The sequence below is a fragment of the Streptomyces sp. NPDC059564 genome (assembly GCF_042735575.1).
Lineage (GTDB): Bacteria > Actinomycetota > Actinomycetes > Streptomycetales > Streptomycetaceae > Streptomyces.
Map to the genome: position 1 here is coordinate 5,686 of NZ_JBHWBP010000306.1, position 3,607 is coordinate 9,292.

At 70.1% G+C, this 3,607-nt stretch carries 4 protein-coding genes; 1 reads left to right on the forward strand and 3 read right to left on the reverse strand.

The annotated features are described in order from the left end of the window. Window positions 1-202: helix-turn-helix domain-containing protein (locus ACFV0Q_RS32815; protein WP_385010339.1), on the reverse strand; the 202-nt coding region annotated here is incomplete at its 3' end. Window positions 203-511: 309 nt separating this feature from the next. Then, entirely contained in the window at window positions 512-1,273 is a 762-nt protein-coding gene (locus ACFV0Q_RS32820) for a GntR family transcriptional regulator (protein ID WP_385010341.1), read from the reverse strand. A 293-nt stretch (window positions 1,274-1,566) separates the two neighbouring features. Here ACFV0Q_RS32820 and ACFV0Q_RS32825 point away from each other — a divergent pair, with 293 nt between their 5' ends. Then, window positions 1,567-2,001: a hypothetical protein gene (locus tag ACFV0Q_RS32825; RefSeq protein WP_385010343.1), complete on the forward strand. Its 435-nt coding sequence runs from the start codon at window positions 1,567-1,569 to the stop codon at window positions 1,999-2,001. A 69-nt stretch (window positions 2,002-2,070) separates the two neighbouring features. Here the strand turns inward: ACFV0Q_RS32825 and ACFV0Q_RS32830 are convergent. Further along, on the reverse strand, window positions 2,071-3,607 hold a 1,537-nt coding region (locus ACFV0Q_RS32830), incomplete at its 5' end, for a bacterial transcriptional activator domain-containing protein (protein ID WP_385010345.1).

Sequence of the window (3,607 nt, forward strand, 5' to 3'; positions counted from 1 at the left end):
CACCGCGCTCGGTGAGGGAGGCTAGGCGTCGCTGTACCGTCTTGACGTCGCAGAGTGCGATCCGTGCCAGTGTCCGCCGGGAGGGGAAGGCGTTGGTGCCGTCCGGATCTGCTTTCTCTGCCAGGCCGGCCAGCAGCATCCGGTCGGTCGTGCTGTTGACCGGGCTGTCGTGCAGGGCCCACAGGATCGGCTCAAGTGCCACGGCGCAACACCACATCCGGGGTGGGGGCAGCGATCTCGTGGGAGGGAGCCGGTGGCGGCTTCAGGATGGTTCCGCATAAGCTCATGGCTGAGCGCACCTCTCGGTTCATGCATCTGGGTGCTCTTCCCTGCGCAGGCGGTCCAGGCCTGTGCGGGGGCCTGCGAGCCTCGCCACCTGTGGCGGGGCTCGTGTGGTTTGGGTGACTTGTCATGCCTTAAGGAACGGCACCGACATCACCGATCTGATCACCGGTGCGCTCCGTGCGGCGTCACAACCGGGTGACAGTGCAGGCGGTGAGCCACTGGTGAGTTACGGGATGCCGCCGGCCAGTGGCAGGTTCGCGTAGTGCAGCTCCAGACGGTCGGCGGCACCTACTGTCCGAAGGGCCTCAAGGGCGCGGCCGTTGCGGTCGTGCACCACGCGCTCGACGCACAGGACCGGCACGCGTGCGCCGATGCCGAGTTCTGCCGCCTCGGCTTTCGTCGGCAGCCGTGCTGTGACCGTCTCGCTGGCGTTTGCAGGCTCCAGCCCCGACGCGGTCATGGCCCTCAGCACACCGCCGACGAGCTTGCCCGGTTCATCGAGTCGCGTCGCGGCAGCCAGTTCCGCCGGATAGAAGGCGTTTTGGATCTGCACGACGTCCCCGTCGATCATGGCGTGCCTGCTGCGGCGAACCACGGGGGATCCGGGTTCCACGTCGAGCAGCGCGGCAACCGAGTCCGAAGCGGAGATGTGCTCGACGGACAAGGCGACGACGCTGCCGTCCAGATCCACCGCGGCCGTTGCCGTCTCCCAAGGCCCCATGCTCCCGCCCGGCCGCAGGGCGGCACCATAGCGGCTCAACGGGATGCGAACGCGCGAGCGGCTGCGGACAATCGTGCCGACCCGTGGCTTGCGGACGACGAGACCGCGGTCGACGAGTTCGCGGTAAGCGCGCTCGATGGACGGTTTTGACTCCCCCTCAGCCATCAGCTCCGCGGTGGTCGGCATTTTCGAACCGGGGGGAAACTCATCCGACTCGATGCGCTCCGCCAAGCGGTCGGCCAACTCACGCCATTGCTGCAACGGCATGTGCATACCTCCTGTCACCTGATGGAAGCAGTACACCACAATAACCATGGTTGTTTGATGCCTGTGGTGAAGGCTGTTCCACGGGGCCGCCATGGAGCTGCCGGTGTCCCTGCGCGTCAAGGGCACGGCCGTCGAAGTGCGCGGTCACGTGAGCGCCCCGCGTCCCCATGGAACATCACCCGTTGGTGTCATTCTCAGCGACTTTCAGGGGCGGTACTGCGGCCCTGGATGAGCATGGGGTGGCATGCCGTGGGTGGGGGCAGTTGGGCGTGTCGAGTGGCGTGGAGGTCAACGTGGCGACCGTACTGCGGATCGACGTGGATGGGGCGGTGGTCGTGCTGTCGTGGCCTGATGACGATGCTGCGCGCCGGGAGGCCGTGACCGGGGCGGTGGGCCGCCCGGCGGATTCGGCGGTCTATCACCGGCAGGCGCACTTCCATGTGCACGGCAACGGGGCTTCCGGGGGGCTCCCCATGAACCTTGCTGCCTGGGCGCTGGCTTCGCAGTGGCGCGGGATGGAGATCCCCTACGGCCTGTACGAGCCGGTGCTGGTGACGGGGCCTCAGCTGTCCGTCCTGGGCGACGGGGTGGCCGGTGAGGTGCGCGCGGTTTGTGCGGCGGTCGCCGAGGTTCGCCAGGAGTGGGTGACCCGGCCGCCGGCGGGCGAGGGTCCGGCCCGCGCGGAGGTGCTGGCCGCGGCGCGGCATTCGGTCGCGGCGCTGACCTGACGTCGCCTGGACGTAGTTGTGGGGGGCGTGCCTTCGGCAGGCCCCCCATGTGCATGTCCGGGGTCGGTGTCAGGGCGTTGTGATGGGGAAGGTGCGGGGTGCCAGGACGCGGTTGATGGTGTCCTCGGTGGGGCCGTCGAGGGTGATGTCGTAGGTGCGTGCCATCTGCTGGAGGCGGGCGATCGTCTTGCGGATGGCGTGGTGGTTGTCGGCGGCCCACTCGATGTGGAGGAGGTCGCGGTAGAGGACTTCGGACGTTTCTTCGATGTCGAGGGCCTGGAGGACGGTGCGGCGGGCGGCGTCGAGGTCGGGGGTGTCGCCGTCGGTGTGCCAGCGGGCGAGGGTGTGGGCGGTGTCGGTGATCCGGGACAGCATTTCCTGGATCACGGCATCGGCCCATGGCAGGTTCCGGCCGTCGAACGGCTTGCCCCGCACGAGGGCCATGGCGGCTTCGAGGTCGGTGATTCCTGTCTTCGACCCGGCCGCGAGGCCGCTGGACGCCAAGGCCCGGAACTGTTCCCAGTCGGAGGTCACCGAGCGATGGAAGGCATATGCGCCGTCCTTGGGGCGGGGCAGGAGCGGGGCCCCGTCCGCCGTGATGCCGACCTCGGCGCGTAGCTCGGAGAGGCGGGAGTGCAGGGTGCGGGTCGACCACGGGTTGACGGGGTCCACCGCCTGGCACAGGTAGTCGGCGCTGCGGCCGGGGCGCAGGTGGATGAGGGCGGCGACGGCGGTGGTGCGGGGTGCGTGGGCGGATCCGGTTCCGCCGGTGATGCGCAGCGCTCCGAGCATGTCGATACGTACTGCGCCGCCGGTGCCCTCGCTGCCGACCGGGTCGGGCTGGGGACCCGTGGCGGGTTCGTGGCCGGCTGCTGCCTGGTGGGGGAGCGGTGCGGGCCCGTTGGCCGCCGCGGTCGCGCCCTGATGGTCCGTCCCTTGCGGGACTGCGGTGCTGGTGTCGGCTGCGGGGGCCTGGGGGGCAGTGGTGGCGGGGTCCGCTGGGGTGGGGGTGAGTCCGGCGAGGAGCGCGGGGAAGGGGTTGCCCGGGTCCTGGGCGTCTTCGCTGGTGACCCGCACGGTCAGGGGCAGGCCGGAGGCGGCAGGCTGCTGGTGGCTTTCGGTGAACTCCCATGCCGCGGTCGCCGGCTTCGGGTCCTGGGTGGAGACCTGCAGGGCGTGGACGTACTGCCGGTACTGCTCGTCGGTGACGCGCTGGAGCGTGACTGGGTTCTCCAGCGGGGCCAGGACGGTGTCCTGGCCGCGGGTGACGTCGAGGATCTCCGCGTGTGGGAACGCGCGGCGGGCCTCCGGGGTGGCGGGCAAGACCACGGCGGTCTTCAGGTGGCGGGCGGAGGCGAGAGCGTCGGCGAGCAGGGCGACATCGTCGTCGCCGTGGTCTGCGGCGCCGATCATCAGCCAGGGCAGGACCTGTTCCCCGGACTGGTGGGCCTCCACGAGGAGTTCGCCGAGGTCGGCGGCGACGGCCGGGAGGTGGGGCATGGTGCGGATCCGGCCCTGCGGAAGGAGGCCGGACAGGCGGCTGCCGAGTCCGGCTGTGAGAATCTCGCTGTAGTCGGTCCACCCGCTCGTACCGAGTTCCAGCGCG

Excerpts from the sequence above, each read along its gene's own strand:
- ACFV0Q_RS32820 (WP_385010341.1), bottom strand. The coding sequence starts at position 1,273 with ATGCCGTTGCAGCAATGGCGTGAGTTGGCCGACCGCTTGGCGGAGCGC.